General features: G+C 67.1%; 27 protein-coding genes. 11 read left to right on the plus strand and 16 right to left on the minus strand.

The annotated features are described in order from the left end of the window. Positions 1 to 15 precede the first annotated feature (15 nt). Together O3I_RS38270 and O3I_RS38275 are read right to left on the minus strand one after the other, a co-directional pair. Complete coding sequence (locus O3I_RS38270) at positions 16 to 777, minus strand: glutamate racemase (protein WP_014988423.1); 762 nt, start codon at positions 775 to 777, stop codon at positions 16 to 18. 126 nt (positions 778 to 903) lie between these two features. Then, on the minus strand, positions 904 to 2,115 hold the full coding sequence (locus O3I_RS38275; protein WP_141692078.1) for an NAD(P)/FAD-dependent oxidoreductase: 1,212 nt from the start codon (positions 2,113 to 2,115) through the stop codon (positions 904 to 906). Between the two features lie 154 nt (positions 2,116 to 2,269). Here O3I_RS38275 and O3I_RS38280 point away from each other — a divergent pair, with 154 nt between their 5' ends. The 3 genes from O3I_RS38280 (at position 2,270) to O3I_RS38290 (ending at position 4,340) form a co-directional block, all read left to right on the plus strand. Continuing rightward, positions 2,270 to 2,629: an SPW repeat domain-containing protein gene (locus tag O3I_RS38280; protein WP_014988425.1), complete on the plus strand. Its 360-nt coding sequence runs from the start codon at positions 2,270 to 2,272 to the stop codon at positions 2,627 to 2,629. Positions 2,630 to 2,634: 5 nt separating this feature from the next. Next, positions 2,635 to 3,291, plus strand: a complete 657-nt coding sequence (locus tag O3I_RS38285) for a TetR/AcrR family transcriptional regulator (RefSeq protein ID WP_086006317.1) — start codon at positions 2,635 to 2,637, stop codon at positions 3,289 to 3,291. A gap of 101 nt (positions 3,292 to 3,392) precedes the next feature. Beyond that, positions 3,393 to 4,340 (plus strand): hypothetical protein, encoded by a 948-nt coding sequence (locus O3I_RS38290; RefSeq protein WP_014988427.1) that lies wholly within the window; start codon positions 3,393 to 3,395, stop codon positions 4,338 to 4,340. Between the two features lie 570 nt (positions 4,341 to 4,910). Here the strand turns inward: O3I_RS38290 and O3I_RS38295 are convergent. Beyond that, positions 4,911 to 5,726, minus strand: coding sequence for an alpha/beta fold hydrolase (locus tag O3I_RS38295; protein ID WP_014988428.1), 816 nt, complete (start codon positions 5,724 to 5,726; stop codon positions 4,911 to 4,913). A 383-nt stretch (positions 5,727 to 6,109) separates the two neighbouring features. Here O3I_RS38295 and O3I_RS38300 point away from each other — a divergent pair, with 383 nt between their 5' ends. The 5 genes from O3I_RS38300 (at position 6,110) to O3I_RS44345 (ending at position 9,437) form a co-directional block, all read left to right on the plus strand. Next, positions 6,110 to 6,880 carry an oxidoreductase gene (locus O3I_RS38300; protein WP_014988429.1) on the plus strand — a complete coding sequence of 257 codons (771 nt, stop codon included), beginning with the start codon at positions 6,110 to 6,112 and terminating at the stop codon, positions 6,878 to 6,880. A gap of 456 nt (positions 6,881 to 7,336) precedes the next feature. Then, complete coding sequence (locus O3I_RS38305; RefSeq protein ID WP_063632294.1) at positions 7,337 to 8,005, plus strand: hypothetical protein; 669 nt, start codon at positions 7,337 to 7,339, stop codon at positions 8,003 to 8,005. Between the two features lie 77 nt (positions 8,006 to 8,082). Next, positions 8,083 to 8,673: a DUF4232 domain-containing protein gene (locus O3I_RS44335; protein WP_014988431.1), complete on the plus strand. Its 591-nt coding sequence runs from the start codon at positions 8,083 to 8,085 to the stop codon at positions 8,671 to 8,673. A 78-nt stretch (positions 8,674 to 8,751) separates the two neighbouring features. After that, positions 8,752 to 9,006, plus strand: coding sequence for a type II toxin-antitoxin system Phd/YefM family antitoxin (locus O3I_RS47125; protein WP_014988432.1), 255 nt, complete (start codon positions 8,752 to 8,754; stop codon positions 9,004 to 9,006). Next, positions 9,003 to 9,437, plus strand: a complete 435-nt coding sequence (locus O3I_RS44345; protein WP_014988433.1) for a type II toxin-antitoxin system VapC family toxin — start codon at positions 9,003 to 9,005, stop codon at positions 9,435 to 9,437. Before O3I_RS47125 ends, O3I_RS44345 begins: the two co-directional genes overlap by 4 nt. Here the strand turns inward: O3I_RS44345 and O3I_RS38315 are convergent. From O3I_RS38315 to hppD, 11 genes are all read right to left on the minus strand, one after another. Then, entirely contained in the window at positions 9,434 to 9,880 is a 447-nt protein-coding gene (locus O3I_RS38315; protein ID WP_014988434.1) for a hypothetical protein, read from the minus strand. The two genes, O3I_RS44345 and O3I_RS38315, sit on opposite strands and share 4 nt — an antisense overlap. 92 nt (positions 9,881 to 9,972) lie before the next feature. Then, the gene (locus tag O3I_RS38320) at positions 9,973 to 10,272 is read right to left on the minus strand and encodes a DUF5615 family PIN-like protein (protein WP_014988435.1); all 300 of its coding nucleotides are present in this window, start codon (positions 10,270 to 10,272) and stop codon (positions 9,973 to 9,975) included. A gap of 31 nt (positions 10,273 to 10,303) precedes the next feature. After that, positions 10,304 to 10,576: a DUF433 domain-containing protein gene (locus O3I_RS38325; RefSeq protein WP_086006251.1), complete on the minus strand. Its 273-nt coding sequence runs from the start codon at positions 10,574 to 10,576 to the stop codon at positions 10,304 to 10,306. A 77-nt stretch (positions 10,577 to 10,653) separates the two neighbouring features. Then, on the minus strand, positions 10,654 to 11,844 hold the full coding sequence (tuf, locus tag O3I_RS38330; RefSeq protein WP_014988437.1) for an elongation factor Tu: 1,191 nt from the start codon (positions 11,842 to 11,844) through the stop codon (positions 10,654 to 10,656). A 115-nt stretch (positions 11,845 to 11,959) separates the two neighbouring features. Continuing rightward, positions 11,960 to 14,062 carry an elongation factor G gene (gene fusA, locus O3I_RS38335; RefSeq protein ID WP_014988438.1) on the minus strand — a complete coding sequence of 701 codons (2,103 nt, stop codon included), beginning with the start codon at positions 14,060 to 14,062 and terminating at the stop codon, positions 11,960 to 11,962. Positions 14,063 to 14,200: 138 nt separating this feature from the next. Continuing rightward, positions 14,201 to 14,671, minus strand: a complete 471-nt coding sequence (rpsG, locus tag O3I_RS38340) for a 30S ribosomal protein S7 (RefSeq protein ID WP_014988439.1) — start codon at positions 14,669 to 14,671, stop codon at positions 14,201 to 14,203. Between the two features lies 1 nt (position 14,672). After that, positions 14,673 to 15,047 carry a 30S ribosomal protein S12 gene (rpsL, locus tag O3I_RS38345; RefSeq protein WP_014353064.1) on the minus strand — a complete coding sequence of 125 codons (375 nt, stop codon included), beginning with the start codon at positions 15,045 to 15,047 and terminating at the stop codon, positions 14,673 to 14,675. Between the two features lie 269 nt (positions 15,048 to 15,316). Next, on the minus strand, positions 15,317 to 15,880 hold the full coding sequence (locus O3I_RS38350; RefSeq protein WP_014988440.1) for a DUF3558 domain-containing protein: 564 nt from the start codon (positions 15,878 to 15,880) through the stop codon (positions 15,317 to 15,319). A gap of 14 nt (positions 15,881 to 15,894) precedes the next feature. Continuing rightward, positions 15,895 to 16,422, minus strand: a complete 528-nt coding sequence (locus tag O3I_RS38355; RefSeq protein WP_041563139.1) for a DUF3558 domain-containing protein — start codon at positions 16,420 to 16,422, stop codon at positions 15,895 to 15,897. A 50-nt stretch (positions 16,423 to 16,472) separates the two neighbouring features. Beyond that, positions 16,473 to 16,682, minus strand: a complete 210-nt coding sequence (locus O3I_RS38360) for a hypothetical protein (protein ID WP_014988442.1) — start codon at positions 16,680 to 16,682, stop codon at positions 16,473 to 16,475. A gap of 67 nt (positions 16,683 to 16,749) precedes the next feature. Next, positions 16,750 to 17,976, minus strand: coding sequence for a 4-hydroxyphenylpyruvate dioxygenase (hppD, locus tag O3I_RS38365; RefSeq protein WP_014988443.1), 1,227 nt, complete (start codon positions 17,974 to 17,976; stop codon positions 16,750 to 16,752). 171 nt (positions 17,977 to 18,147) lie between these two features. Between hppD and O3I_RS38370 the strand changes: the two genes are divergently transcribed. Then, the gene (locus O3I_RS38370) at positions 18,148 to 18,672 is read left to right on the plus strand and encodes an Lrp/AsnC family transcriptional regulator (RefSeq protein ID WP_029901630.1); all 525 of its coding nucleotides are present in this window, start codon (positions 18,148 to 18,150) and stop codon (positions 18,670 to 18,672) included. A gap of 10 nt (positions 18,673 to 18,682) precedes the next feature. Here the strand turns inward: O3I_RS38370 and O3I_RS38375 are convergent, their stop codons facing one another. Together O3I_RS38375 and O3I_RS38380 are read right to left on the minus strand one after the other, a co-directional pair. Next, positions 18,683 to 19,792 (minus strand): winged helix DNA-binding domain-containing protein, encoded by a 1,110-nt coding sequence (locus O3I_RS38375; protein ID WP_014988445.1) that lies wholly within the window; start codon positions 19,790 to 19,792, stop codon positions 18,683 to 18,685. 53 nt (positions 19,793 to 19,845) lie between these two features. Further along, positions 19,846 to 20,820 carry an NADPH:quinone oxidoreductase family protein gene (locus O3I_RS38380; protein ID WP_014988446.1) on the minus strand — a complete coding sequence of 325 codons (975 nt, stop codon included), beginning with the start codon at positions 20,818 to 20,820 and terminating at the stop codon, positions 19,846 to 19,848. 201 nt (positions 20,821 to 21,021) lie between these two features. Between O3I_RS38380 and O3I_RS38385 the strand changes: the two genes are divergently transcribed. Then, positions 21,022 to 21,345 carry a type VII secretion target gene (locus O3I_RS38385; RefSeq protein ID WP_014988447.1) on the plus strand — a complete coding sequence of 108 codons (324 nt, stop codon included), beginning with the start codon at positions 21,022 to 21,024 and terminating at the stop codon, positions 21,343 to 21,345. Further along, the gene (locus O3I_RS38390; RefSeq protein ID WP_014988448.1) at positions 21,342 to 22,472 is read left to right on the plus strand and encodes a transglycosylase SLT domain-containing protein; all 1,131 of its coding nucleotides are present in this window, start codon (positions 21,342 to 21,344) and stop codon (positions 22,470 to 22,472) included. The genes O3I_RS38385 and O3I_RS38390 overlap by 4 nt, the downstream gene beginning before the upstream one ends. Positions 22,473 to 22,478: the final 6 nt, after the last annotated feature.

The following is a 22,478-nucleotide window of genomic DNA, read 5'->3' on the forward strand; positions in this document are numbered from 1 at the left end:
TCCCGGTGGGTCAACTCAGCCCTGGGCGCCCAGGATGCGGCCGGATTCGAAAGCCGCGGCGCTGGCGGGCAACTCGCCGGGCCTGCCGCTGTTGCGGACCAGCACCGCGCCGTTGCCCGGCGTCGGGCGGCCGAGTGCGTCCATGCGCCGGATGGTCTGCGCGGCAACGGCTTGCGCGCTGTCGAAGAGCCGGACGCCGTCGGGCAGCGCGGCGACGATGGCATCGATCACCAGCGGATAGTGCGTACAGCCGAGCACGACGCCTTCGACGTCGTCGGGGGTCTCCGCGACCGCCCGTGCGATGGACTCGCGCGCGCCGACCAGGTCACCGCGGTCGATCGCATCGGCCAGACCGTGACAGGCCACCCCGACCACGTCGGCGTTGCCGCCGAACTTCGCGATCAGATCCGCCTGGTACCGGCTGGCGGTGGTGGCCGCGGTGGCCCACACCGCCACCGACCGGCAGACGGCCGCGGCCGGTTTGATCGCGGGCACGGTGCCGATCACCGGCACATCGGGGCCGACCTCCGCGCGCACATGCTCCAGGGCGGTGACGCTGGCCGTGTTGCACGGGATGACGATGACTTCGGCGCCCAGCTCGATCGACATCCCCGCGGCCCGGACCACGCGGTCGACCGTCCACTGCTCCGGTTTCGGCCCCCACGGCGCACCGTCCGGGTCCAATTGCAGCAGCAGATCCACGTCCGGCCGCAGCTTGCGCAGCCAAGCGGATGTGGGCAGCAAGCCGAGACCCGAATCGATGAGCGCGACGATCACATCGACAACCGTATTACAGGGCCCGGACGCGGTGCCCACGACGGCGGCCGGAGTGGCAGGCGGGCGTCGGCCCCGGCCTCCGGCGCGGGCACTCGGCTGCACCGCGCGCCCGTACCCGGACGGCGCTCAGCTCGGCGTGAGCAACTCCGAAACCGGTGCGCCCGCGGCGATCTTCGCCCTGGTCTTCATGACCTGTGCGGTCGTGCCCGCGCCGACCACGCCGGTCAGCCTGCCGTCCCGGGAGTAGTAGGCGAGGAACTTGCGGCCGTCGTCGACGGCCACATCGACATCGTCGGTCGCGGCCGGCGTGCCGAGCGCCTGGATCTTCATGTCGTACTGGTCGCTCCAGAAGTACGGCACCCGGGCCGCGGTCGGCGCGGCGGCGCCGAGCAACGCGCAGGCGACCAGCCGCGCCTGCTCGCCCGCGTTGGTCCAGTGTTCGATCCGCTTGCGGTGCCCGGCCTCCTGTTGCCAGGCGGCGACATCGCCGACCGCCCAGACCCGCTCGGCCGAGGTGCGCCCCACCTCGTCGGCCAGCACCCCGCCGCCCGCCGCCGGATCGGCGAGCGCGATGCCGGATTCGGCCAGCCACTCCGTCACCGGACGCGAGCCGACCCCGATCACCACCAGATCGGCGGCCACCTCCGTGCCGTCGGACAAGATCGCGCCGCGCACCCGGTCGCCTGCCGCGAGCAGCGAGTGCAGCCCCACTCCGCAGCGCAGGTCGACGCCTTCGGCGCGGTGCATCCTGGCCACCAACTCGCCGACCCGTTCGCCGAGCACACCGGCCAGCGGCGCCGGCTGCGGCTCGACCAGCACCACCGCGACGCCGCGGGCCCGGAAACTGGCCGCGAGCTCGCAGCCGATGAAACCTGCGCCGATCACGAGTGCCGTTGTCGCCGTGGCCAATTCGCTACGGAGGGCGAGGGCGTCGGCGTGGCCGCGCAGCACGTGCACGCCCGCCAGGTCGGGCAGACCGGGCAGGCGGCGCGGGCGCAGGCCGGTGGCGATGATCAGCTGTGCGTAGTCGAGGGCAGTGCCGTCGGCGAGGCGTACCTGCCGCGCCGCGGTATCCAGGCCGACCGCCTCGACGCCGAGCCGCACATCGATCTGCTTCTCGGTGTAGAACTCGTCGGGGCGCAGTGTGGTGTCGTCGGTTTCGCCGCGGACGAACTGCTTGGACAGCGGCGGCCGGTCGTAGGGCAGGCGCGGTTCGTCGCCCAGCAGGACGAGCGCACCCTCGTATCCGGTACGGCGCAATTCCTCGGCGGTGCGCAGGCCGGCGAGGCCGGCGCCCACGATCACGATCGGCGCGGTGTCTGTTGCTGAAGGTGCCACGCAGCTCACCCTAACGGTTGCTTGGTGCCCTGCCGGAGTGAGCCCGCTCACTCGGCAATCGCGGCGTAATCGTAGCCGTTCTGATATTGATCGGGCGGTCAATCAGGTCTATACCCAGAGGTAGGACATAATCCTGAGCCCTAGGAGGCACACCATGTTCACCGAAAGCCGCGCACAGGACTTCCTGGCCGTAGTGCTGGGCGTCTTCGCCGCACTCTCACCCCTGTGGCTGGAAACCACCGACAAAGCGATGTGGTCGCTGATCGTGCTCGGCGTACTCATCGCACTCACCGGGCTGGCGCAGATGTACCGGCCCGCGCTCGGCGCGAACGCCGACTACGCGATGGGCCTGTTCGGCGTGCTGCTGTTCATTTCCCCGTGGGCCATGGACTTCAGCGATTACCGCGGCGCATCCTGGACCGCATGGGTAGTCGGGGTAGTGACGGCGGTGGTCGCGGTAGCGGCGCTGCCGACGGTGTCGGGACGTCTGCACAACATGGCGCCACACCACTGATGCAGATGCCGAAACCCGGTCGGCGGGCCACCCGCCGACCGGGCAAGGAACCCGCCGCCGGGCGTCGCCGCAGCGCGAAAGTGGACGGCGACGCCCGGCAACTCATCCTGGACTCGGCCGAGCAGCTCTTCGCCGAACAGGGCTTCGACGCCACCGCGACGGCGGCCATCGCCGGTGCCGCGGGCGTGCCGAAAGGCCTTGTCTTCTACTACTTCCCGACCAAGGACTCGATCCTGTCGACCCTGATGGCCGAGCGGGTCCCCGCCCACCCGATCGAAGATATCGGCACCGTGGTGGCGCCCGGCGATCCCGCGGCCAGTCTGGTCGCGCTGGACGCGGCGCTGAATCTGCGCGACCACCACTCCTCGGTGCTGCGGGTGATCATGTGGCGCGAGGCCGACACCCACCCCGACGTCCGGCGCCAATTGCGCCGTCTGCGTGATCAATTGCTCGATGTCACCGCACGAGTGCTCCAGGCCAGCGCACCTACCCCGGTTCGGCCCGGCACCCTGCGCGCCTGCGCCGCCGCGTGGGTCTCGGCCATGTTCGCCATCGCCAGCACCGACCGGCTGCATGCCCTCGACGGTGTGCCCCTCCCCACCGCCGACGAGTTGCTCAACGTCGCCCAGGTCGTCGCCGCCGGGATGACCCAGCTCGGCTGAATTCGCGAAGTGGGGATCGAAAGTTATGCACAGGGTGCGTGTTATCCCCAATTGGGGAGCGGCGGGTGGTTTCCGGGAGCCGGGTGGTTCACGATCGCGGTATGGATGCACCGCAACTGATCTCGCGGCAGCAGGCGCTGGCGGCGGGGATCTCCGATAGTGAACTGCGCAGGCGTTGCCTGGACGGATCGTGGTGGCGGGTGCGGGCCGGGCGCTACGTCAACGCGCCCGAGCCGGGGCTCACGCCGGCCGGCCGCCATCTGGTGCTCGCACTCGCGACCTGCGAGGCGATGCCGGAAGACGCTGTCGCCAGCCACTGTTCGGCGGTCGTGCTGCACGGCGTCCCCTGCTGGTCGATCCCGCTGGACCGCGTGCACCTGACCCGCAACCGGATCAACGGCGGGCGGGTCACCAACCAGTTGGTGGTCCACTCGGCACAGCTGACGCCGGACGAGATCACCATCGTCAACGGGCTCCAGGTGACCACCGCACCGCGGACGGTCGTCGACATCGCCCGTTCGGCGAGTTTCGAGCAGGCCGTCGTCATCGGGGACAACGCGCTGCACCAAGGACTCACCACAGCGGATGAACTGCAGGAGTGCCTTTCCCGCGCGCGACATCGCCGGGGTGCTCGACGGGCCGCACACACCATCGACTTCCTCGACGGTCGCAGTGGAAGTATCGGGGAGTCGCGCAGCCGCGTGGCCTTCCGGGAAGGCGGACTGCCTGCGCCGGAGTTGCAGGCCCGGGTTTTCACCGACGACGACGTTTGCGTCGGCCGGGTCGGCTTCCTGTTCCCCGAACTGGGGGTGATCGGGGAATTCGGCGGAAAGATGCCGTGCCAGAGCGCATTACGAACGCCTGGACAGGGGGTGATCGCCGAAAAGAACCGCGCCGACCGACTCCGGGCGCTCGGCTGGATGGTGGTGCGGTGGACTTGGCAAGACCTCACCGACCCGGCGCACCTGGCGCGCCGCATCCGGGCCGCGGGCCGGGCAGCTGCCTACGGCCGCAGGGCTGGCCACTGGACGCCTACACCGCGGACCTGAGCGCGGGGTGGGCGAGGGCTCCCGCACTCTTTTCGTGTTCCCGCACCCCGACTTGCCGAGGGACACGCCGTGATCAGGATCGGAAAGGGTGCGGGAACTGGCGCGACCTCGCAGACCCTGGCGCGCCGCGTTCGGGCAGCGGAGAGGGCAGCTGCCTACGGCCGCAGGGCTGGCCACTGGACGCCTACGCCGCGTGGCGTGGCGTGGCGTGGCGTCGCGGGAGCGGGGCAGGGCGGGGCGGGCGCGGTTCCCGCACCCCTTCCGTGTTCCCGCACCCCGACTTGCCGAGGGACACACCGTGAGCAGGATCGGAAAGGGTGCGGGAAATGACGACCCCACAGACCCGGGCGCGCCTGGCGCCGCCGCATCCGGGGCGCTGCCTACGGCCGCCGGGCAGGCCACTGGACGCCTACGCCGCGGGGCGGGGCGGGGCGCCGCGGGGCGGGGCGGGGCGGGGCGCCGCGGGGCGGGGCGGGGGCGGTTCCCGCACCCCTTCTGTGTTCCCGCACCCCGACTTGCCGAGGGACACACGGTGATCAGGATCGGAAAGGGTGCGGGAAGCAGAACCACTCAGGCGCTGAGGAACTCGACGATATCGGCCGCGAAGCGGGGGTGCCGAGTGACGCCGGTGTGGCTGGTGCCGGGGTAGATGATCAGGCGAGAATCCGGGATGCCGTCGGCGGTTCGCCGGAAGTTCTCGGTGCTGTAGCCGGCGTCCCGCTCACCGCCGAGAACGAGGGTGGGGACGAGGATTTCGCCGAGGCGGTCCGAGAGATCGAAATCGTCCTCGGCACGGAGGAAAGCGAGAGTGTCTGCCGGGTTCTTGGGGCGCGCCAGCGGGTCGATCAACCACATGGCCGCGCCCGCGACCCGCGCCAGGATGGGCGAGGAGACAGTCGTCGAAGCCATGTGGTGTAGGGCGCGCCGGCCCGCGAAAGCCGCCTCGCCGTAACGGATCTGGCTTTCCTTCGCGAGCGGATCCAACCGGTAACCCGAAGACGCGACGATCAGGCGGCGCACCGCGGCCGGATGATCCACCGCCAATTGCAGCGCCACCGAGCCACCGGACGAAACACCGACCACGTCGACCGGCTCACCGAACTCGGCGCGCAACGCGTCCGCATGCTCGGCGGCGATATCGGCCATCGTCGTGCCCGCCGCCATGCCGGGCGCCCGGCTGACGGCACAGACCCGGAAGTGCCTGGCCAGCGGTGCCAACATCTTGATTTCCGAATCCCGCATCCACCCCCGCGGATTGGCATGATCCGGCGTGAACCACCGCAAAAACACCAGCGGACGTCCGGCCCCCATCGCCAGATAAGGCATGCCGTGCCGCAACGCGCCCTCGGTGACATCGAGTTCCGCGGCGAGGGTGGACTTGCTCATCGTTTCCTCCGGATCTACTGATCAACGCTCCCCGTCGACGCTAACCAAAACACCGACACCCCGCGATAACCCCCAAGGTCATCGATCCCCCTCTTATTCCGCCCCTACGGAATCCATACCGCCACAACTCGCGCGTACAGCCACAGAAGGCCGCCTGTCCGGGCTGTGCAAGGTCATCCAGTGAGTCCGCAAAGGTTCGGGGAGGCATAGGGATTTCCTATGGCGCCTGCTGAATATTCGTCTTTGCCTGTCGTTCTTTCGCCGACATACCGTGAAACAACTCGACCAGGTGCGCAATCGCGATTCTCCGAAGATCCGCGCCCGGGGCACATCGCGCCCTTTTCCGTCGAGCCGTCAAATGCGCAATCGAGAGGACAGCTGACATGACCACGGTCGAGAACGGTTCAGGAACAAAGGAACTCGCGGGAAAGCGGGCCCTGGTGACCGGCGGTACGCGCGGAATCGGCGCCGCCGTTGTGCGCCAACTCCTGGACGCGGGCGCCGAGGTGCTGACGACCGCCCGGTCGGAAACGAGCACGGTACCGGAGGGGGCCGCCTTCGTGGCGGCCGACGTGCGAACTCGGGCTGGTGCGGAGACGCTCGCCGCAGCCGCACAGGGGATGTTCGGCGGCGTGGACATCCTGGTCCACAACGCGGGCGGGGCGAGTCCTTACCAAGGCGCACTGGCGATCCCGGACCAAGTGTGGCAGGACGCACTGGACTTGAACTTCCTGGCGTCGGTGCGGCTGGACTCGCTGGTGGCACCGGGGATGCGGGACCGGCGTTCGGGGACGATCGTGCACATCTCCTCGGCCGCAGTCCCCACCGTGGCGCCGCCGTTCCTGCACTACACGACAGCGAAGGCGGCGCTGGAGAACTACAGCCGCGGATTGGCTGCGGAATTGGCCCCGTTCGGAATCCGGGTCAACACCGTATCTCCCGGCAAAACCGCCACCCCTGGCGGCGAGGCGACGCGCGAGCAGTGGGCACACCTGGACTCGGGACCGGGCCAGAACAACACCACCCCACCGCTGGGCCGCGATGGCCGGCCCGCCGACATCGCCCACGCAGTGCTCTTCCTCGTCTCGCCGCGGGCAAGCTGGCTGACCGGAAGCAGCATCGTGGTCGACGGCGGCGAATTCCCCAGGGGCTGAACAAAAGCGACGATCACAGCACTCGCGTAGCACGCGACTACTTGGTGGCGACAACCCGCCGTAAGCGCAGCACCGTCTCCGTCGTGGACCCGCGCCTTTCAGCTCGGAAATCGTCTCCCCTGCTTCGCCAACGGTCGGCCCGACTCGCGCAACCCGATCCGCCGAAAGCGCATCGGCCGCATACGATCTCGCACCGATTTGATGTCACGCCCTTACCACCGTCGCCACACGGGGCCACAGCCCAGACGTCAGCGACTGTCCCCGATTTTTGACGTCACCGACGACACCGCGTCGCCGGTGCTCGAGCAGCGTCATGCAAACGGAGCCCAATGCCGTTGTGGCGCTTACGCCACAACGGCGCGAGGCCGCTCAGAGCGCTTGCAAGTCACGGATGTGCGAGGCCGCTCAGAGCGCTTGCGAGTCACGGATGTGCGAGGCCGCACTAGGGTGGCGGGCATGCGTATTGCGGCACTCGTTGCCCTTGTCTTGGCGCTCAGCGCCTGCTCCCAGTCCACTACCGGCCGCCCGCAGGCGGCCGAGGACCATCCGCCGGCGAAGACGACGACCGCCGCGCCTTCCTCGACAGCGCCCAGTCGCGAAGGGCAGTTGAAGGAACGCATCGCCTGGGTGCGGGCCGGTAGCGCCGCCGACGTCGGCCAGTATCACTCCGTCACCACCGAGGGCCGGCCCGCCACCGCACTGAACGGCGATATCGCTTTCACCAGTCCGTCCGGCAAGATCAGTTGCATCACCGGAACCGCGTACGGGATCGACGGACTCAACTGCGTCGTCAAACTGAAGAGCCCGTTACCGAAGCCCGGCGAAGGCTTCGGCAACTGGGACGGCGGCTACGTCAACTACACCGGCACGAAACTGACGGTCGGCCAATTCCGTGGCGACCCTGGACTTTTCGTCAACGGCAACGGCCAGACGCTGCCCTACGACAGCACCCTGACCTTCGACAACTACACCTGCCGCATCGCGACGAGCGGCCTCACCTGCGTCGACCCGGCCGACCGCAGCGGCGTGCAGATGAGCGACGACGGCGTCGTCGCGCTGGGCTGCCTGCGGGAAGTCCCCGCAGCTCAACGCGAAAGCTCGGTCGGCCAAGCCTTCGGCTGCTGAACCACACCCCGGTCCGCTGACCGAACCACCCTGCTCATTCCCCCGCTGGCCCGGCCCAGCGGGGTTAGGGTGGCGGCATGCGTGGCACCGCATTGGCCCTCCTCGCTGTGGCTCTGCCCCTGACCGCGTGCGGAGCCGATACGCCGGACCGATCCGGCGCTGCCAACACGCCATCGGCCTCCGCCACGACACTGCCCCCACCGCCGGCCAGCAGCCCCGCCCCACCGCTCACCACCGCGCCCGAAGGCATATCGTCCTGCGCCGCAAAAGATCTCACCGTCACCGCGGGCACACCCGACGGCGCCGCAGGCCACGTCTACCTCTCCCTGCGCTTCACCAACACCGGCACCGCCCCCTGCTCCCTCACCGGCTACCCCACGGTCTCTCTGGCCACAGGCACACCCCCGACCCCCGTCGGCCCCCCTGCTGAACCAGACACCGAAAGCACTCTCCCCCAACCACTCACCCTCGCCCCCGGCGACACCGCCGTCTCCACCCTCCGCTACACCCAGGCGGGCAACTTCGAATGCGACCGAGCCCCCACCACCCACCTACTCGTAGCCCCACCCAACGCCCCCGTCCCACACCCTTTCCCCTTCACCGCCACCGCCTGCACCAACCCCGCCTACCTCCTCCTCCACCTGACCCACCTCACCCCCGCCCCCTAACCGACTGCCAGGTTCCGAAACCCGTAGAAGATATGTGGCTACAATGGGTGCTATAGATGTGGCCACCAGGAGGCAGTCATGAATGTCGGTATACGTGAACTACGCGACGGATTGAGCCGGCACCTGGCTGAGGTCCGCGCTGGGCGGACGGTTACCGTCACCGATCACGGACAACCGATTGCCCGCATCGTCCCGGTCGGGCGGCTCACCAGATTGGAGCAGCTCCGACAGGAAGGGCGCGTGCACCCAGCGCGGATGCGTAAGCAACCCTCCCCGGAGCCGGTCAAAACCCACGGATCCGTGAGCGACCTCATCGAAGAGCAGCGCCGTTGATCGGCTACTTGGATACTTCAGCATTTGTACCCCTGCTGGTTGATGAGCCCAGCACCCAGGCCTGTCGCAAATTCTGGGACTACGCAGATGCAGTGGTCTCCAGTCGCCTGCTCTATGTGGAAACCGCGGCGGCACTTGCCCAAGCTCACCGAATGGGCCGCATCGATGACAGACAACACGCCGCGTCGGTTCGACTGTTGGACCAACTTTGGCCGCAGGTCGAGATCGCCGATGTCGATGAGCCCGTCGTGTTCCGTGCCGCAGAGCTGGCCGATCAACTAGCTCTACGAGGATACGATGCAGTCCACTGCGCTTCTGCCGAGCAACTGGAGGACACAGACTTGGTAGCTGCGACAGGCGACAGTCGATTGCTCGCGGCTTGGAAGTCCCTCGGCATAGCCACTTTTGACACCAACGCACCAGCCGACTAGCCGAAGTCCCCTTCCGGCTCCTTGACGACCAGTTCGAGCAGCGCGGGATCAGCATAGGTCTCCGCGGTGTGCCGCCACTGCGTCAGCAAAGACGCGATGGGGGCGAGGTTTTCCAGAGCTGCGGCGCCCTGCGCTACCGCAACGAGTTCCCGTAAGAACTGGTCCATGTCCGCATCGGGCAGGAAGGTCACCCAGGGAACAGCGTCCGGCAGCACGTCACGCACCGCCTCCGCACCGACCCGGCGGATCAATCCGGCCAGCAGACGCGCGGTGAAATCGACGACGGCGCCCTCGGCATCGAGCTGCTCTACCCGCATCAGTGCGAGGTCGCCCGCATCCCGACGGCGCAGACGCACAGCCCGGACCTGATCCAGCAGCCCAGCCGTCACGGCAGGCTTGTGTAGCAGTTCACTGAACGGGACCACGTCATATGCCGCACTCATAACATCCACACTACCTCGGATGTTCACGAACACATGCCGACCCATCCGAAAACGCCGAACGGCGCACCTCCGGTGGAGCGACGCCGTTCGGGTCAGCGCACCTCGATGATCTTTTCGCCGGCTTCGAGCATCTCTACAACCGTGGGGAAGATGCCGAGGAACGCATCCAGCAGTACTTTTCTCGAACAGTTCCCGATCCTGAGCCACACCACTGCGGGTGCCGGAGTATCGGGCTTGGACTGACCGATCACGATGAAGTCTTCGTCTTTGGTGACGATGACGGCCGCACGGCGCAGCGCCTCATCCCATACCGCATGGTCCGAGGCGGACAACATGTCGATGTCGCAGACGTGTACGGCATCGTGCCCTTCGTTCGTGATAGCGCGGGCCAATGCAGGGGCAGTTGTGCGTCGATGAGGAATCTCAACAGGCTGACCGCAGGATCGGATGATCGATCTCCGCAGCCGCGAACGCCAGGCAGGCGCGAATGTCCTCTAGTTCCAGGTACGGATAATCAGCGAGGATAGTTTCCTCGCTCTCCCCTGCAGCAAGCAGTTCGAGTACATCCTTCACCCTGATTCGCATACCGCGAATACATGGCCGCCCACCACTCTGGTTCGGGTCGAACGTAATCCTGGACACGGATAGAACATACCTACGAGGTAGGACAGCGTTCCGCTGGTTTTTGCAAGGCACGGAAGCGACCCATCCCCGAAACGCCGAACGGCGCCGCTCCGGAGGAGCGACGCCGTTCGGGTCAGCGATTCAGGGAATCACTTGATGATCTTCGTGACGCGACCGGCGCCGACGGTGCGGCCACCCTCGCGGATCGCGAAGCGCAGACCCTCGTCCATGGCGACCGGCTGGATCAGCTTGACGGACATCTCGGTGTTGTCACCGGGCATGACCATCTCGGTGCCCTCGGGCAGGGTCACAACGCCCGTCACGTCAGTCGTACGGAAGTAGAACTGCGGACGGTAGTTGTTGAAGAACGGGGTGTGGCGGCCGCCCTCGTCCTTCGACAGGATGTACGCCTGGCCCTCGAACTCGGTGTGCGGGGTGGTGGTGCCCGGCTTCACGACGACCTGGCCACGCTCGACATCTTCGCGCTTGATACCACGAACGAGCAGACCGACGTTGTCGCCTGCCTGGCCCTGATCGAGCAGCTTGCGGAACATCTCGATACCGGTGACGGTGGTCTTGGTGCTCTTTTCGCGGATGCCGACGATCTCGACTTCCTCGTTCACGTTGATGATGCCGCGCTCGACACGACCGGTGACGACGGTGCCACGACCGGTGATGGTGAACACGTCCTCGACGGGCATGAGGAACGGCTTGTCGGTCTCGCGGACCGGGTCCGGGATCGACTCGTCGACGGCGTTCATCAGTTCCAGAACCGACTCGGTCCACTTCGGGTCGCCCTCGAGCGCCTTCAGACCGGAGACGCGCACGACCGGCGCGTCCTCGTCGAATTCCTGGGCGGCCAGCAGTTCGCGGACCTCCATCTCGACGAGCTCGAGGATTTCCTCGTCGTCGACCATGTCCGACTTGTTCAGCGCGACCAGGATGTAGGGCACGCCGACCTGACGGGCGAGCAGCACGTGCTCACGCGTCTGGGGCATCGGGCCGTCGGTCGCGGCGACCACGAGGATGGCACCGTCCATCTGCGCCGCACCGGTGATCATGTTCTTGATGTAGTCCGCGTGGCCCGGAGCGTCGACGTGCGCGTAGTGGCGCTTTTCCGTCTGGTACTCGACGTGGGAGATGTTGATCGTGATACCACGAGCCTTCTCCTCCGGCGCCTTATCGATCTGATCGAACGCGAACGCGTCGTTCAGATCCGGGAACTTGTCAGCCAGCACCTTGGTGATCGCTGCAGTCAGCGTGGTCTTGCCGTGGTCGACGTGACCGATGGTGCCGATGTTGACGTGCGGCTTCGTCCGCTCGAACTTCGCCTTCGCCACTGTGGTGTCCTCCTGGACTTGTTGGTGCGTGCAGTTGCAGCAGTGCGGTTATTACTTGGGGTCGTGCTGACTCCCGGCATCGGGGGCAAGTCTTGCACCTGCCCCCGACTGGGTACTACTCGCCGGTCGCCTTGGCGATGATCTCCTTCGACACGTTGGCCGGAACCTCCGCGTACGAGTTGAACACCATGGAGTAGTTCGCCCGGCCCTGGGTCTTCGACCGCAGGTCACCGATGTAACCGAACATCTCCGAGAGCGGAACCAGCGCCTTGACGACACGGGCACCACTGCGTTCCTCCATGGCCTGGATCTGGCCACGGCGGGAGTTCAGGTCGCCGATCACTTCGCCCATGTAGTCCTCGGGCGTGATGACCTCGACCGCCATCAGCGGTTCGAGAATCACCGGACCGGCCTTACGAGCCGCTTCCTTCAGGGCCTGCGAGCCGGCGATCTTGAACGCCATTTCCGAAGAGTCGACGTCGTGGTAAGCGCCGTCGAGCAGGATGACCTTCAGGTTCACCAGCGGGTAGCCCGCGAGCACACCGTACTGCATGGCGTCCTGCGCACCGGCGTCCACCGAAGGGATGTACTCGCGCGGAACGCGACCACCCGAGACCTTGTTCTCGAACTCGTAGGTCGCGCCGTCCTCGCCGACGAACGGCTCGAGGGCGATGATGACCTTCGCGAACTGGCCGGAGCCACCCGTCTGCTTCTTGTGGGTGAACTCGAGCTTCTCGACCTTCTTGGTGATCGTCTCGCGGTAGGCCACCTGCGGCTTGCCGACGTTCGCCTCGACCTTGAACTCGCGACGCATGCGGTCGACGAGGATGTCGAGGTGGAGCTCGCCCATACCGCCGATGACGGTCTGGCCGGTCTCCTGGTCGAGCTTGACCGAGAAGGTCGGGTCCTCTTCCGAGAGACGCTGGATCGCGGTGCCCAGCTTCTCCTGGTCGGACTTGGTCTTCGGCTCGATGGAGACCTCGATGACCGGGTCCGGGAAGGTCATGGACTCGAGCACGATCTGGTTCTGCGGATCGCAGAGGGTGTCACCGGTGGTGGTGTCCTTCAGGCCGATGACCGCGTAGATGTGGCCGGCCATGGCCTCGCCGACCGGGTTCTCCTTGTTGGAGTGCATCTGGAACAGCTTGCCCAGACGCTCCTTCTTGCCCTTGGTCGAGTTGATGACCTGGGCGCCGGAGTCGACCTTGCCGGAGTACACGCGGACGTAGGTCAGCTTGCCGAAGAAGGGGTGCACGGCGATCTTGAACGCCAGCGCCGCGAACGGCTCCGAGGTGTTCGCGTCGCGGTGGATGACCTCGTCTTCCTTGTTCGGCACGTGACCGTCGGTGCCGCCGTCGTCCAGCGGGGTCGGCAGGTAGTCGATCACCGCGTCGAGCATGGGCTGCACGCCCTTGTTCTTGAACGCGGAGCCACACAGGATCGGGTACAGCTCGGAGTTGACCGTCATCTTGCGGATGGCGCCCTTGATCTCCTCGATCGTGAGCTCCTCGCCGCCGAAGAACTTCTCGAGCAGCGCCTCGTCGGACTCGGCGACGGTCTCCAGCAGTTCCTGACGGTACTGCTCGGCCTTCTCCTTGAGATCGGCCGGGATCTCCTCGACCTCGTACTTCTCGCCGAGCTTGGTCTCGCCCTTCCAGACCTTGGCGTTCATCTCGACCAGGTCGACGATGCCCTCGAAGGTGTCCTCCGCGCCGATCGGCAGCTGGATGACCAGCGGCTTGGCACCGAGGCGGTCCTTGATGGTCTGCACGGTGAAGTAGAAGTCCGCGCCGAGCTTGTCCATCTTGTTGACGAAGCAGATTCGCGGCACGTCGTACTTGTCGGCCTGACGCCACACCTGCTCGGACTGCGGCTCGACGCCTTCCTTGCCGTCGAACACCGCAACGGCGCCGTCGAGCACGCGCAGCGACCGCTCCACCTCGACGGTGAAGTCGACGTGCCCGGGGGTGTCGATGATGTTGATCTGGTTGTCGTTCCAGAAGCACGTGGTAGCCGCGGAGGTGATGGTGATACCACGCTCCTGCTCCTGCTCCATCCAGTCCATCGTGGCCGCGCCGTCGTGGACCTCACCGATCTTGTAGGTGATACCGGTGTAGAAGAGGATGCGTTCAGTTGTGGTCGTCTTGCCCGCATCAATGTGGGCCATGATGCCGATGTTGCGGACCTTGTTCAGGTCGGTGAGCACGTCCTGTGCCACGGAAATCTTCCCCGCTCGTAGCTAGTTGGGATTTTCGGGGACGACCCTGTGGTCGTCACTATGTCAACGCCGGCAGCGGCAGGTGAGTGCCGCGGCCGGCTGTGCCTCCCGACCCAATAACAACGGGCCGGGCAGACGTCACCAGCGGTAGTGCGCGAAGGCCCGGTTCGACTCGGCCATCTTGTGGGTGTCTTCGCGACGCTTCACGGAGGCACCGAGACCATTGCTGGCATCGAGCAGCTCGTTGGCGAGACGCTCGACCATGGTCTTCTCGCGACGCGCCCGCGAGAAGTTCACGAGCCAGCGCAGCGCAAGGGTGTTGGCGCGGCCGGGACGAACCTCGACCGGCACCTGGTAGGTGGCGCCACCGACGCGGCGCGGCTTCACCTCGAGCGACGGCTTGACGTTGTCGAGCGCGCGCTTGAGGGTGACGACCGGATCGGTGCCGGTCTTGTCGCGTGCCTGCTCCAGCGCGCCGTAGACGATGCGCTCGGCGGTGGACTTCTTGCCGTCCAGCAGGATCTTGTTGACCAGCTGAGTGACCAGCGGCGAACCGTAAACCGGGTCGTTGATCAGCGGACGCTTGGGTGCGGGGCCCTTGCGTGGCATATCAGCTCTTCTCCTTCTTGGCGCCGTAACGGCTGCGGGCCTGCTTGCGGTTCTTCACACCCTGGGTGTCGAGGGAGCCGCGGATGATCTTGTAGCGCACACCGGGGAGGTCCTTCACACGACCGCCGCGCACGAGCACCATCGAGTGCTCCTGCAGGTTGTGACCCTCGCCGGGGATGTAGGCCGTGACCTCGACCGCGCTGGTCAGGCGAACACGCGCGACCTTACGCAGCGCGGAGTTCGGCTTCTTCGGGGTCGTGGTGTACACGCGGGTGCACACGCCACGACGCTGCGGGCTCCCCTTGAGGGCCGCGGTCTTCGTCTTCGCGACCTTGTCGCGGCGACCCTTGCGGACCAGCTGGTTGATCGTTGGCATAGACCGGCTTTCCTTATTAGTTAACGCGGTGTCTGGAACTTCATGTCTGTTAATCGAGCTTTCACCCGCACGTCCAACCACGTTTCTCGCGTCCCGAGGTCGGGCGTGTCGCGCGCGGCGCAGGGCCCGAATTACGGGCACGCTGGAGGTGTCAGCCGCTTTCGCTGGCCTACGGTCACGCACGAACTTGCCCGCATGCTTCCGGGCACAGCGATCCACGATACTCGTGGCCGCGACACAGGGTCAAAGCGGGGTGTCTGGAGACCCCGTCACCTGGCCAAGTTCAGGGTCAACTCTACGAGTTTCTTCGCGCCCGCGCACGGATCCGGGTGCGCGGATCCCGGCCGATAGTTGATCCAGAAGCCGATCACGCCCTGATCCGCCGCGCCCGCGCTGACGCCGCAGGAGTCCGGATCGTTGGGCCGCCGGATCTCCAGTGCGCGCCGGCCGTCGATGGTGGCGTTGGTGGTGGTGTAGCCGAGTTTGTCGTTGGTCGCCTTCTCGTTGTTCAGCGAACCGATCTCATACCAGTTCAGCGTGACCATGGCGTTGCCGCCCGGCGCGCCCTGCACATCCCACATGCAGACCGCCCCGTAGAAGGAGGGCTGCGGGAACGCTTCCTTGGCGCCCACGGCGTCGGCGATCTGATCCAGCCGCACCACCTCGCATTCGCGAAGCAGCTTGTCGAACTTGGTGTTCACGGGGTCGCCGGTACCGGAGCCGGCCGGGAAGGCCTCCCCGCTGATCGTCTGCCCGCAGCCGGTGGCGGTGGCCGCGATGGTCAACACGGTGGCCGCGGTGAGTATTCCCCGCGGCACGCCACGACGCTGCATTGCCGTCCTCCCCGTCACTTCAGCCGCTGCACGGTCAGCTCGGCGAGTTTGTGCATCCGATCGCACGGGTTGCCGGTGGGCGCGAAGACCCCGAAGGACATGGACCATTCGAAGAAGTCGTCGTCGAGTTGTACGGCGAGGTCGCAGACCGCGCCGCTCGGCTCGAGCGCCTGCCAACCGGGGCGGCCGCCGACATCGATCGTCTGGGGATTGCGGCCCTGGGTTGACACCCAGGCTTTCTCCCGGGCGATCGGGCTGCCGCGATAGGAGGCGAAGGTGACGCTCGTCGAACCGGTCCCCGAGGACTGCCAATTACAGCCGACCGAATTCTTCATCGCCTGCGAGATCTGGCCGAGCCCCGCGATATCGCGCACCTCGTCGTCGGTGACACTGCCGCACTCGCCGACGAACGGACCGAGCGTGGCCACCTTCGGCGGCGGACGCAACGGGGTGCTGCCGTCGTCCGAGTCGCCGCCGGAACCGCACGCCGTCAGCACCAGAGACAGCACTGCCGCGCAGCCCGCCAACGCCCCTATCCGCATGCTTGCACTCTACCTAGACCGACCGTCTGGACCGGGGACGCGCGAATTCGCTATCCGCCGTCGGGGACGCGCAACTCGTAGGCGTGCCGTGAGTCGATGTAGACGCACTGTGCGGGGCCCGACTTGTAGCGCGACATGGCGGACAGGCAATCGTCGAGGGTCGGGTAGTAGGTGGGTGCCGGTTCGGCGTGGGCCGTCGTGCCCGCCCCGAGGGCGAGCAGGACGGCCAGCGCGACCGCTGCGGCAGATCGTTCGAGCACTGCGGCCCTCCCCCAACATCCGGCGAATCCACGGAGCGTACTGCCGGATACTCAGGGCCACAACCGATCACAGATTGCCGCGCGCCTCCTGCTCCTTCTCGATCGCCTCGAACAGCGCCTTGAAGTTGCCCTTGCCGAAGCCGAGCGAGCCGTGCCGTTCGATCAGTTCGAAGAAGACGGTGGGCCGGTCGGTGATCGGCTTGGTGAAGATCTGCAGCAGGTAGCCGTCCTCGTCGCGGTCGACCAGGATGCCACGGCTCTTGAGCTCCTCGACCGGGACGCGGACGCGACCGATCCGGGCCCGCAGCTCCGGGTCGTCGTAGTAACTGTCGGGGGCATCGAGGAATTCGACGCCTTCCCGGCGCAGCGCGTCCACGCAGGCGAGGATGTCGCCGGTGGCGAGCGCGATGTGCTGCACGCCGGGGCCGCGATAGAACTCGAGGTACTCATCGATCTGCGAGCGCTTCTTGGCGACCGCGGGCTCGTTCAGCGGGAACTTCACCCGGTGGTTGCCGTTGGCGACGACCTTGCTCATCAGCGCCGAGTACTCGGTGGCGATGTCGTCGCCGACGAACTCGGCCATGTTCGTGAAACCCATGACGCGGCGGTAGAACTCGACCCACTCGTCCATCTGGCCGAGCTCGACGTTGCCGACGACGTGGTCGACGGCCTGGAACAGCCGCTTCGGCGCGCCCTCGCGCGGCTGGTAGCCGGCCTTGCGGGTGACGTAGCCGGGCAGATAGGGGCCGGTGTAGCCGGAACGGTCGACCAGGGTGTGCCGGGTCTCGCCGTAGGTGGCCAGTGCCGCACTGCGGACGGTGCCGAATTCGTCTGTGTCGTCATGGGGTTCGACGAGCACGGTGGCCCCGTGGTTGCGCGCCCACTCGACGCAGCGGTCCACATCGGGCACCTCGAGCGCGATGTCGACGACGCCGTCGCCGTGCCGGTCGTGGTGACCGACCAGCGGGCTGTCCGGGTCGACCGCGCCCTTGACCACGAAGCGCGCGCTGCCGCTGCGCAAGACATAGGCCTTGTGATCACGGTTGCCGGTCTCGGGACCGGAGTAGGCCTCCAGGCGCATGCCGAAGGCGGATTCCAGATAGTGCGCGGTCTGCGTCGCGTTGCCGACGACCCAGACGAGGGCGTCCCAGCCGATCACCGGGAACGGATCGGCGCTGCTGTCGTGATCGACGAGGCCGACGAGCTTGCGCAGCTCGGTGTCGGTGGGGGCCGTGCTGGTCAGGTCATCGGCGGGCGTGCTGGACCGGGCGTTCGGCAGGTGCTCGATGGTCATGCCACAAGTAATCGTCAGGCCTGCCCGATAGGCAACAGCGGCCAATTTCGATAGACACTGTGGCGAATTCGGCTAGGAAGTACCCCTGAATGCTGGACAATTTGAATAGCACCACGACGGTGGTGCTGATCCTGGCTGGAAGCCCAGCCCGTGCTCGGAACGGAGGCCGACATGTCGCGCACGCCGGCGAAACTGGACGAACTCGATCTCGCGATCCTCACCGCGATGCATGAATATCAGAAGGCGGGGATTCTCGAATTGTCCCGCCGGACGCGGGTGGCCCGGGCGACCGTGCAGTCCAGGATCGGGCGGATGGAGGAGGCGGGCATCATCGCCTCCTACGACCCGCAGATCGATGTCACCGCAGCGGGTTTCGACGTGCAGGCGTTCGTCACGCTGGAGATCGCGCAGGGCGCGCTGGACGCCGTCGCGGCCGAACTCGACGCGATACCGGGGGTGCTGGAGGCCTACGCGACCACCGGCTCGGGCGACGTCTGGTGCCGGATCGGCGCGGATTCGCACGCGGGCCTGCAAACGGTGCTGCTGAGTATCGACCGGACCTCGTCGGTGGTGCGTTCGCACAGCGTCATCGTGTTGTCCACGGTGGTGCCGATGCGCACGCTGCCGCTGCTGCGCACCCTCGACCCGGCGGGGACGACGAAGGCGCCCGCCTATCGCGTGACACCCGACAAATAGCGGCCGGTGCTCAGGGGCGCAGATCGGCGTCCACGTCCAGGATTTCCACCCGGGGCTCCTTGTCCGCCTCCATGAAGCCCAGCAGCGCATGGCTTTCCGCGTCGACGGCGGCCCGCTCGGCCTTGGTCCACTTGCGGGTGGGGCTGATCCGCAGCCTGGCGACGCCGGACTCCACGAAGATCTTGTACAGACCCGCGAGGTAGCCGTCGACCAGCACCGGTGCCACCGCGGCGGCGAAGCGGCGCAGATGCGGCGCGTCGCCGTCGGGCACGATCCTGGTCCGGTCCTGGTGCGAGAGCACGGCGTTGTCGTACCAGCCGAGCAGGCGCACGGGGGCGGGCAGGTCCGGATCGGCCAGTTCACCGTCGGCGACGTCGTAGAGCGTGCGGCCGCGCTCGTCGGTGTAGGTCCGCACCCGATCGCCGAGCTGCTCGATCGCCTGCTTCATGCCGAGCATCTTCGACCAGGTCTGCATGTCCATGGTGCTCGCCGGGCCGAACGCGCGCAGATAGCGGAACAGCAACTCCGCCAACGGATAAGCCGGATCGAGCGGCTTGCCCAGCCACGGCTCGACCCGCGACCAGATCGGCCTGCTGCTGTCCTTCCACTTGCCGCGCGGCGGAGTCTGCAGTACGGGCAGCTGATAGAGCCAGGTCTGCACGACCATGCCGGGATTGCGGTCGGGGTAGATCTTTTCGGCCGCCGCGCGCAGGGCGGCGGCCGACATCGGCTCGTCACCGAGCACCCGTTCACCGTGCGCGCGGACCTCGTCGGGATCCAGACCGACCATCGCGCCGTAGTTGAAACCCTTTCGGAACGGCACCTTTTCGAGCTCGGGCTGGATATGCGGCGCGATCCGCAGCGCGTCGGGCGGCGTCACCAGATGAATGGTGCCGCGCATCAAGGTGATTCGGACCAGCGAGCGATCCTCCAGCCCGGCGGACACCGTCGCCGGATCGAAATCCGCGATGCGACTCCACAGCGCGACGAACGGCGGCGGCGAATCCTGCGCCTGCAAGCCGACGAGGTGGTCGCACATCTCGGGCACGGACAGCGACGAGCGCGCCAGCAGATGCTGCCGGGTCAGCAGGGTTCGGTTCAAGGTCCGGTTGGACAGCATTCTCGGCATTCCAGGAGAGGCGAGGGATGGGACCGCGTGCTTCGTCGCGCGAATCAGCGCAGCGTGACCACGACCTTGCCGGTCGCGGTGCGGTTGTCCAGCGAGGCCACCGCCTCGGCCGCACGCTCCAGCGGGTACAGCACCGGCTGCGGCGGTGCGATCTTGCCGGTCGCCAGCAACGGCTCCACCTCGGCCCACTGCTCGGCCAGATAGCCGGGATGGGTCATCACCCATTCACCCCACGCGGCACCGATCACCTCGACGTTCTTGAGCAGCAAGCGGTTCACCTTCACGGTGGGGATCTCGCCCGCGGTGAAGCCGACCACCAGCAACCGGCCCGCGGAGGCGAGCGAGCGGATGCTGTCGGTGAACCGGTCACCACCCACCGGGTCGAGCACGATGTCCACCCCGCGCCCGCCCGTCAGTTCCTTGACCGCGGCGAGCCAGCCGTCGGTGAGCACGACGTGGGTCGCGCCGTTCGCGCGCGCGACCTCGGCCTTGGCCTCGGTGCTGACCACCGCGATCACCCGGCCCGCGCCGAGCGCGGCCGCCATCCGCAGGGTCGAGGTGCCGATGCCGCCCGCGGCGCCGTGCACCAGCACCGTCTCGCCCGCGGCCAGCCTGCCGCGGTTGCGCAGGCAGAAATGCACGGTGAGGTCGTTGAACAGGATGCCGGCGCCCGCCTCGAGCGAGACGTTGTCCGGCAGGCGGAACACCATCTGCGCGGGCGCCACCGCGACCTCGCCCATGGCATTGCCGAGCAACGTCAGCGCGACCACCCGGTCACCGGCCCGCACGTGCGCGTCCGCGGGCGCCTCGCGCACGATGCCCGCCACCTCGCCGCCGACCACGAAGGGCAGTTCGGGCTTCATCTGATAGAGCCCGCGGGTCATGAGCACGTCGGGAAACGCGACACCGGCCGCGTGCACGTCGATCACCACGCCGCCCGGATAGGCCGCGGGCTCCGGAATGTCCACGATCTCGATGGACTCCGGTCCCTCGAGCTTGCTGACCTGGGCTGCGCGCATCTGCCGACCTCTCCTGTCCTGGCATCGGCTCGTCCGGCGCCGACGCCGCCGTGATCAACATAACTGACGCTGCGGTAGGTAGTCCTTTTTCGCGACCATCCGACCGATGGCAGGACTGCCGACCTGCTGTTCGGCAGCCGTGCGGACCAGCCGATTTTGCTATGCTGACCGCGACCTACGGTCGGGCGGGAAGGGGGACTCATGGTCGAACGTAATCAGCCACCTGCGACGAACATGCAGGTCGATCCGGAGGCGCTGCGCTCGTTCGCGCAAACCCTGGGCACCGAGTCGACCGAGGTCGGCGGGCTCAACGCGGGCAGCGCGTTCACCGGCGCGGCCGCCGCGCTGCCCGGCACCGAATTCGGCGCGGCGGCCAACCAGGCCAACGATGTCGTCAACCGCTGTCTGCAGCGGATCGGCAGCAGGCTCACCACCCTCGCGGACAACATGCACAACGCCGCGGGCAAATACGAACTGGCCGAAGACGATTTCGCCGCGAAGCTCCGCGCGATCGGACTGTCATGACGCTCAGCATCACCGATATCGAGAGCTGGCAGCCGGACCAGCTCACCGTCGCGGGCGACCACGCGGGCACGATCTCGTCGGGTCTCGACACCGCGGTCGGCAAGGGCTCCTCGGCCACCGCCGCCCTCGCGGAGACGAAGAAGTGGTCGGGTAACGCGGGCACCGCGGCGAATACACGCATGGACACCGAGAAGACCCGGGCCTCCGCGGTGAGCGCCGCCCTGCTGGAGCTGAAAACGGCGTTCACCGGCCAGGTGACCAACCTGACCGAAGCGAAGGCCAAGGTCCTGCGGCTGCGCGACGACGCCGTCAACCAGCAGCCGCCCTTCGATGTCCAGGCCAACGGCACCGTCACCGCGGACACCCGCATCGCGGCCCTGCGCGAACACGCCGACAAGGCGAACGTCGAGAACCTCGTGCTCGACGAAACGTTCGCCGCCGCGACCCGTACCTGGGACCTGACCAACGCACTGAAGTCCGCCGAAACGGTAGCGGGGCAAGCGAAGACGCAGGTGGACACGGCCGTCGGCAAACTGGAGCAGGCCTTCACCGGCCTCGGCGATCCGGGCGCGAACGTCGCGGCGCCGCCGGTGAGCACCGCGCCCGCGAGCGTCGCGGCGCCGGTGACCAGCAAGCCGTCCTCGAACGGGTCGAGCTACCTGACCAGCGGCACGCACAACAACGGCAGCGGATCTTCCTCCGGCAGTCCCTACTCGGGCAGCTATTCCGGTGGTCCGAGTGCGAGCGCGCCGACCGGTCCGATGCCGAGCGGCGATGTGGCGAAATGGATCGCCGAAGCCAAGCAGAAACTCATCGAAATGGGGTACAAGCCCGAGGATATCGATGAGCGTGCGATCGCGCTGATCATCCAGCACGAGTCCAGCGGTAATCCGTACGCGGAGAATCGCACCGACATCAACTGGATCAACGGGCACCCGTCGAAGGGGCTCATGCAAACGATCGACAGCACCTTCAACGCGTACAAAGCGCCGGGGCACGACGATATCTGGAATCCGGTGGACAACATCATCGCCGGCGTCCGCTATTCCATCGACACCTACGGCTCGGTCACGAATGTCCCCGGCGTCGTGGCGGTCAACTCCGGAAGTGCTTACCGCGGTTACTGATACCGG

It is taken from the genome of Nocardia brasiliensis ATCC 700358 (genome assembly GCF_000250675.2).
Taxonomy (GTDB): domain Bacteria; phylum Actinomycetota; class Actinomycetes; order Mycobacteriales; family Mycobacteriaceae; genus Nocardia; species Nocardia brasiliensis_B.

Coding starts and splice junctions, on each gene's coding strand:
- O3I_RS38280 (WP_014988425.1), top strand. CDS start 2,270: ATGTTCACCGAAAGCCGCGCACAGGACTTCCTGGCCGTAGTGCTGGGC.
- O3I_RS38285 (WP_086006317.1), top strand. CDS start 2,635: ATGCCGAAACCCGGTCGGCGGGCCACCCGCCGACCGGGCAAGGAACCC.
- O3I_RS38290 (WP_014988427.1), top strand. CDS start 3,393: ATGGATGCACCGCAACTGATCTCGCGGCAGCAGGCGCTGGCGGCGGGG.
- O3I_RS38295 (WP_014988428.1), bottom strand. CDS start 5,726: ATGAGCAAGTCCACCCTCGCCGCGGAACTCGATGTCACCGAGGGCGCG.
- O3I_RS38300 (WP_014988429.1), top strand. CDS start 6,110: ATGACCACGGTCGAGAACGGTTCAGGAACAAAGGAACTCGCGGGAAAG.
- O3I_RS38305 (WP_063632294.1), top strand. CDS start 7,337: ATGCGTATTGCGGCACTCGTTGCCCTTGTCTTGGCGCTCAGCGCCTGC.
- O3I_RS44335 (WP_014988431.1), top strand. CDS start 8,083: ATGCGTGGCACCGCATTGGCCCTCCTCGCTGTGGCTCTGCCCCTGACC.
- O3I_RS47125 (WP_014988432.1), top strand. CDS start 8,752: ATGAATGTCGGTATACGTGAACTACGCGACGGATTGAGCCGGCACCTG.
- O3I_RS38315 (WP_014988434.1), bottom strand. CDS start 9,880: ATGAGTGCGGCATATGACGTGGTCCCGTTCAGTGAACTGCTACACAAG.
- rpsG (WP_014988439.1), bottom strand. CDS start 14,671: ATGCCACGCAAGGGCCCCGCACCCAAGCGTCCGCTGATCAACGACCCG.
- rpsL (WP_014353064.1), bottom strand. CDS start 15,047: ATGCCAACGATCAACCAGCTGGTCCGCAAGGGTCGCCGCGACAAGGTC.
- O3I_RS38350 (WP_014988440.1), bottom strand. CDS start 15,880: ATGCAGCGTCGTGGCGTGCCGCGGGGAATACTCACCGCGGCCACCGTG.
- O3I_RS38355 (WP_041563139.1), bottom strand. CDS start 16,422: ATGCGGATAGGGGCGTTGGCGGGCTGCGCGGCAGTGCTGTCTCTGGTG.
- hppD (WP_014988443.1), bottom strand. CDS start 17,976: ATGACCATCGAGCACCTGCCGAACGCCCGGTCCAGCACGCCCGCCGAT.
- O3I_RS38370 (WP_029901630.1), top strand. CDS start 18,148: ATGTCGCGCACGCCGGCGAAACTGGACGAACTCGATCTCGCGATCCTC.
- O3I_RS38375 (WP_014988445.1), bottom strand. CDS start 19,792: ATGCTGTCCAACCGGACCTTGAACCGAACCCTGCTGACCCGGCAGCAT.
- O3I_RS38380 (WP_014988446.1), bottom strand. CDS start 20,820: ATGCGCGCAGCCCAGGTCAGCAAGCTCGAGGGACCGGAGTCCATCGAG.
- O3I_RS38385 (WP_014988447.1), top strand. CDS start 21,022: ATGGTCGAACGTAATCAGCCACCTGCGACGAACATGCAGGTCGATCCG.
- O3I_RS38390 (WP_014988448.1), top strand. CDS start 21,342: ATGACGCTCAGCATCACCGATATCGAGAGCTGGCAGCCGGACCAGCTC.